Origin of the sequence: Mesorhizobium sp. Cs1299R1N1 (assembly GCF_037179655.1) — a bacterium.
Classification (GTDB): Bacteria; Pseudomonadota; Alphaproteobacteria; order Rhizobiales; family Rhizobiaceae; genus Mesorhizobium; species Mesorhizobium salmacidum.
In genome coordinates, this window is the sequence record NZ_JAPYKR010000052.1 from 1 (window position 1) to 5,215 (window position 5,215).

General features: G+C 62.9%; 5 protein-coding genes. 3 read left to right on the forward strand and 2 right to left on the reverse strand.

Annotated elements, in window-relative coordinates; genetic code table 11:
* The 3 genes from O7A70_RS33305 to O7A70_RS33315 form a co-directional block, all read left to right on the forward strand.
* Window positions 1–617, forward strand: a 617-nt coding sequence (locus O7A70_RS33305) for an SDR family NAD(P)-dependent oxidoreductase (RefSeq protein WP_337144124.1), incomplete at its 5' end; no start/stop codon positions are given.
* Window positions 618–626: 9 nt separating this feature from the next.
* Window positions 627–1,454, forward strand: a complete 828-nt coding sequence (locus tag O7A70_RS33310) for an SDR family NAD(P)-dependent oxidoreductase (RefSeq protein WP_337144125.1) — start codon at window positions 627–629, stop codon at window positions 1,452–1,454.
* A gap of 52 nt (window positions 1,455–1,506) precedes the next feature.
* Window positions 1,507–3,534 (forward strand): hydantoinase/oxoprolinase family protein, encoded by a 2,028-nt coding sequence (locus tag O7A70_RS33315; RefSeq protein WP_337144126.1) that lies wholly within the window; start codon window positions 1,507–1,509, stop codon window positions 3,532–3,534.
* A gap of 32 nt (window positions 3,535–3,566) precedes the next feature.
* Here the strand turns inward: O7A70_RS33315 and O7A70_RS33320 are convergent, their stop codons facing one another.
* Together O7A70_RS33320 and O7A70_RS33325 are read right to left on the reverse strand one after the other, a co-directional pair.
* Window positions 3,567–4,622, reverse strand: coding sequence for a GlxA family transcriptional regulator (locus O7A70_RS33320; RefSeq protein WP_337144127.1), 1,056 nt, complete (start codon window positions 4,620–4,622; stop codon window positions 3,567–3,569).
* A 188-nt stretch (window positions 4,623–4,810) separates the two neighbouring features.
* Window positions 4,811–5,215, reverse strand: a 405-nt coding sequence (locus O7A70_RS33325; protein WP_337144128.1) for a trimethylamine methyltransferase family protein, incomplete at its 5' end; no start/stop codon positions are given.

A 5,215-nucleotide genomic window follows, 5' to 3' on the forward strand; every position in this document is an offset into this window, starting at 1 on the left:
TCCGGCGCATGGATTGCCCGGCTGAGCTGCTCCTTGGCGACGTGACCGAGCGGGCGTTCGCGGATCAGGTCATCGACAAGGCCGTGGAGATGTTCGGCAAGGTCGACGTGTTGGTCAACAGCGCGGGCATCATCCGGCGAGGGGACGTTGTTGACACAACCGACGAAGACTGGCGCCTCACCTTTGCCGCAAACGTCGACGGGGTGTTTTATTTCAGCCGGGCGGCCGTCAAGGCAATGCGCAAATCCGGTGGCGGCAGTATTGTGAATATTGCCTCCAATGTCGGGCTCGTAGGCTGCCCGGGGCTCGCTGCGTATTGCGCGTCCAAAGGTGCCGTTGTCCTTCTGACCCAGGCGATGGCCCTCGACCACGCAAGGGAGCAGATCAACATTAACGCGGTGTGCCCAGGCGCCGTCGACACTCCGATGCTGGTTTCAGCGCATACCCAGCCTGTCACTGCAGAAGAAGTATTGCAACGAAACAGGGACGCGTCGCCGCAGGGGCGTGTCGCCACTCCGAAGGAAGTGGCTTCGCTCGCGTTCTACCTTGCTAGCGACAAGGCGAGGCACATTACGGGTGTCGCGATACCCATCGATGGTGGATTTACAGCGGGATAGGAGGGGTCAATGGCTAACCGGCTCTCGGGCAAAGTAGCGATCGTTACAGGCGGAAACCGCGGTATTGGACTGGCCATCGCCGAGACGCTTGCGACGGCGGGAGCTCAGGTGGCGGTCGGGGACCTTCTTGACCCGAAAGTCGGTCCGTCGTCGGATGCGGAGAAGGTCTTTCGGCTTCGTCTCGATGTGACGCAGGAATCGTCGATCCGGGCATTTGTTGATGAGGTTATCGATCGCTTCGGCAGGATAGATATCCTGGTCAACAATGCCGGCATGGTCATGCACAAATCTATCGACGACCAGACAGCCGAGGATTGGGATCGCCTCATGGCAGTTAACCTGCGCGGACCGTTCCTGATGACGAAGTACGTTGCGCCGGAAATGAAACGCGGCAACGCGGGGTCCATCATCAACATCGGGTCCGTCGAGGGCCACATGGTCAATCCGTGGCACACAGCCTACGCGGCCACGAAAGCGGGCGTCCACGGTCTCACCCTTGGGCTGGCCGTAGATCTCGGGCCGGATGGCATACGTTGCAACACCGTGTGCCCTGGCTGGATCGATACGGATCTCAACCGAGCCTACGTCGAGATGCACCCTGATCGTGGGCTGATCGAGCGGGAGTTGGGGGAGTTGCACCCCGTCGGCAGGATCGGTGCCCCGAAGGAAATCGCCAATGCGGTTCTGTGGCTGGCGAGCGACGAGTCAAGTTTCGTGAGTGGCGAACGCATCTCAGTCGACGGCGCTCGCACCAAGAAGATTCCCCTGCCTGCAATCCTGGATGAAGAATACCGGGCCAAACTTACAAGACCGCATACCGCTTCGGTTGACTCCTAGCCCGGGTCGCCATCGTCATTGGACCGCGGCAACGCCAACCTGGTTTCGTGCAATGCCAAATCTTTCCGGGCCGCTATTCCTAGGGATCGATACCGGCGGAACCTATACGGACGCGGTTTTGTGGAACGAGGCAGGAGGGCCAAAAGGCAAGGTCCTGGCCAAGGCCAAGGCGCTGACCACGCGCCACGACCTTGCCGTCGGCATTTCCGGTGCGGTCGATGCTGTGCTGGAGAAATCCGGCACTGACCCCAAGGCAATAAAACTGGTGTCGATGTCGACGACATTGGCCACCAACGCGCTGGTCGAGGGCCAGGGCGGGCGTGTCGCGCTGATCATGATCGGCTTTTCCGAGGCCGACCTTGGTCGCGGCGGGCTGAAGGCGGCTTTAGGCACCGATCCGGTCGTGTTCTGCCCCGGCGGCCACGACGTGCACGGCAATGCCGCCAAGCTCGACCTGTCCGGGCTCGAAGCGGCGTTGCCGGAGCTGGGCGGCTCGGTGTCGGGCTTTGCCGTCTGCGCCTATTTCGCCACCCGCAATCCGGCGCACGAGCTGACGGCCCGCGACCTGATCCGCGACAGGACCGGCCTGCCGGTCACCGCCAGCCATGAACTGTCGGCCAAGCTCGGCGGCCCGCGCCGTGCGCTCACCACTTTGCTCAACGCCCGCCTGATCTCGATGATCGACCGGCTGGTGGCGGCGACCGAAGGCTTTCTTGGCCATCGCGGCATTGCCGCGCCGTTGATGGTGGTGCGCGGCGACGGCGCGCTGGTCTCCGCCGCATTTGCCCGCCAGCGGCCGATTGAAACCATCCTTTCCGGCCCGGCCGCCAGCCTCGTAGGCGCCCGCCACATGACAGGGCTCGACGACGCCATGGTGTCGGACATCGGCGGCACTACTACGGATGTCGCGGTACTCGATGGCGGCCGGCCGCGGCTGGATCCCAAAGGCGCCACCGTCGGCGGCTTCCGCACCATGGTCGAGGCGGTCGCCATGCGCACCTTCGGCCTCGGCGGCGATTCCGAAGTCACGCTGGAAGACGGCGCGCTCGACCCGAAGATCCTGCTCGGACCGCGCCGCCTGGTGCCGCTTGCGCTGGCCGGCCTGGTGCATGGCGAGGCGGTGACGTTGGAACTGGAACGGCAGCTGCGCGCGCCCAATCCCGGCCGCATGGACGGGCGCTTTGCCGTGCGCACCGGCGTGCCGGACCGGCTCGCAGCCGGCCTCACCGGGCCGGAAGCGAAACTCTACGAGACGATCGGCGCCACCCCGCTGGCGCTCGACAGGCTGCTGTCGTCGAACGCACGGAACGCCACGCTGAACCGGCTGGTGTCGCGTGGCCTGGTGCACATCTGCGGCTTCACACCGTCCGACGCCGCCCATGTGCTGGCCAAGCAGTCGAACTGGGATGCGGCCACCGCCCGCCTCGGCGCCGAGCTGTTCGCCCGCCGTCGGGACGGCCGCGGCCAGGCGATCGCGGCGACGCCGGAAGTGCTGGCCGAGCGCGTGCTGGTGACGCTGACGCGCTGGTCGGCAGAATACATCCTCGAAACCGCCTTTGCCGAAGACGGGCTGGACGGCGCGGCGACCGTGGCGCACGCGCTGGTGCAGCGCGCCGTCGACGCCCACCCCGGCATCGCCCGCTTCACCGTCGCCCTAGACCGGCCGGTCATCGGCCTCGGGGCATCGGCGCCGCTGCACTACGCCGGCCTGTCGCCGCTCGTCGGCAATGGCTGCATCGTGCCGGAAGACACCGACGTCGCCAACGCGCTGGGCGCCGTGGTCGGCCAGGTGCGCGTCTCCGCCGAAGCCCTCATCAGCCAACCCAAGGAGGGGCTTTACCGGTTGACCGCCGGCGGCTGCGTTCGTGATTTCATTGACGAGGATGCAGCGGTACTGGCCGCAGAAGCAAGTCTAAGGGACGTCGTCACCGCGCATGCCAAAAAAGCAGGTACTGACGACGCAGAGATACAGATCCACAGGGAATTCAGGATCTCGATGATCGAGGACCAGCGCCTGTTTGTCGAGGCGCACATAGTAGCAGTGGCCTCAGGCCGCCCCCGGATCATATCCGTCCCTTGAGGTCGTTCCGGAGCCTGCAGCAGTCTCAGACCTCAGCCCAAGCCAGGGCCTACCCAAGCCGGGACCGAGATCCGGCACTGTTGGGGCGTGATGCCATGGACGGACTTGAAGCATTTCGCGAAATGCGAAGGTGAAATGAAGCCGCACGCCATCGCGATATCAATGATCGGCATCCGTGTACCCTCGATCAGGCGCTTGGCGTGATCAATACGGACACGAAGGTAGTAGCGAACTGGCGGATGTCCGACATGGGTGGAAAACAACCGCTCAAGCTGGCGACGGGAAACACCCGCTTCTTCCGCAACCCTGCGCATGCTGAGGGGCACCTCAACGTTTGCCTCCATGATGCGCATGGCATGCAGAAGTTTATCGCTGACCCCCGCAAATGCCAGACCCGAAGGGCCGGTCTGACGGTTGGCGCCCGAGCGTTGGCCTTCAACGGTCGCGTGGCGGCAGACCTCATGGGCCGTGTAGCCACCCGCATAGCCCGCAATCAAATCAACCGCCAGGTCAAAAGCCGCCAGCTCGCCAGCACATGTGGAAATCTGGCCATCCTTGACAAACAGGGAATCACGAATTTGGGGCTGGTCGAAAACCTCCGAGAACGCTGCCAGCCGTGACCAGTGAATTGTGCATCGCGTATTTGCGAGCAGCCCGGCCTGTGCGAGCAACCATGCCGCCGTGCCGACTGCGGATATGGGCACGGAATGTCTCACGGCAGCGCGAAGAAAAGTGTTGAATTTCGGTGTCAGTTGCTGCCCGACCGGTTCGCCGGCGATAATGGCAAGGTGATCGACTTTACGTTCAGCGGAGAGGAAATTCAGTTGGTCGATTGTTAAGCCGGTTGCTACCGAAAGCCCGCTGGCCCCTTCCACGGAGCCTTTTTCAAGTCCGGCAATGCGCCACCTGAACATCGCGAGCCGTGAAACGGTATTGGCGATCCTAAAAGGTTCGAGGAAGGCGTGTAGCGCCAGATGCGAGAATCCAGGCAGTATGAGAACAACAAGCTCAAACGTCCGGCTGATTCCGTCCGGGCGCTCGGGAAGGGCCACAATCGTTGCGGTGTTGAGATTGGTGGGTGCGTTCATCACAACCTTCCATGCACATGCAAGAGGTCAAGCCGCAAACGACCCGACCGGCGGTCGTTACGTGGTTTGTACTGTTGCCGCTGCACAGGCGGGTCGACAGGCTTGCAAACCCGCTGGAATAAGCCTCAAGAGGCTTAGTTGAATGGGACCCGAGCAGATTTGCTCGGGACGGGTGTCCTGAGTGCGACCTAAAGCACCGCGTCGCCGATTTCTCGTTCCCGACGAGCGATGAAATCCAGCAACTGGTCATCAACGGCTTGATCGATTGGTGGGGCCTGATAGTCATTCAGGGCTCGCACGGCAGCCTCAATGCCCCGGGTATTCGCGTCCTTGGCTCCGGCGACCGACCACTGCTCGAAGCTGTCGTGATTCATCAAGTCCGGGACGATAAATGCTTTCTCGAAATTTTTGAGAGTATGTTCGGTGCCCAGGTAGTGGCTGCCCGGCTCGCTCTGGCGCATTGCCTCCATCGTCTCGTCGAGTTCGCTAAGCACGAGGCCGCGGCCCAGTTTGTAGAACATCACCATTTGCTCGGCATCGAGCATGAACTTGCTGTAGCTCTGGGTCAGCGCCGCCTCAAGATAGCCGGTGGA

What these genes read in the sequence shown, in the direction of transcription:
- O7A70_RS33310 (WP_337144125.1), top strand. Translation starts at nt 627, where the DNA reads ATGGCTAACCGGCTCTCGGGCAAAGTAGCGATCGTTACAGGCGGAAAC.
- O7A70_RS33315 (WP_337144126.1), top strand. Translation starts at nt 1,507, where the DNA reads ATGCCAAATCTTTCCGGGCCGCTATTCCTAGGGATCGATACCGGCGGA.
- O7A70_RS33320 (WP_337144127.1), bottom strand. Translation starts at nt 4,622, where the DNA reads ATGAACGCACCCACCAATCTCAACACCGCAACGATTGTGGCCCTTCCC.